The organism is Seonamhaeicola marinus, from assembly GCF_008085455.1.
On the sequence record NZ_VSDQ01000423.1, the window covers coordinates 1 to 295 of the forward strand.

The window sequence follows — 295 nt, forward strand, 5'->3', positions numbered from 1 at the left end:
ATTTTTCAGTAATGTCAGTCCATGGGTCTGGAGTTAATTGCTTAATGCCTAAAGACATTTTACGTTCTTCTCTATCTAAAGTTAAGATAACTGCTTCAACTTCATCTCCTACAGAAACGAAATCTTGTGCTGAACGTAAGTGTGTTGACCATGACATTTCAGAAACGTGAATTAAACCTTCAACACCATCGGCAACTTCAATAAATGCACCGTAATCTGCAATTACAACTACTTTACCTTTTACTTTATCACCAACTTTAACCTCTTCAGCTAATGCTTCCCAAGGGTGTTTGCT

The 295-nt window shown here is 36.9% G+C and carries 1 protein-coding gene; it reads right to left on the bottom strand.

The features are described from left to right. On the bottom strand, positions 1–295 hold a 295-nt coding region (locus FUA24_RS07485), incomplete at both ends, for a S1 RNA-binding domain-containing protein (RefSeq protein WP_148541135.1).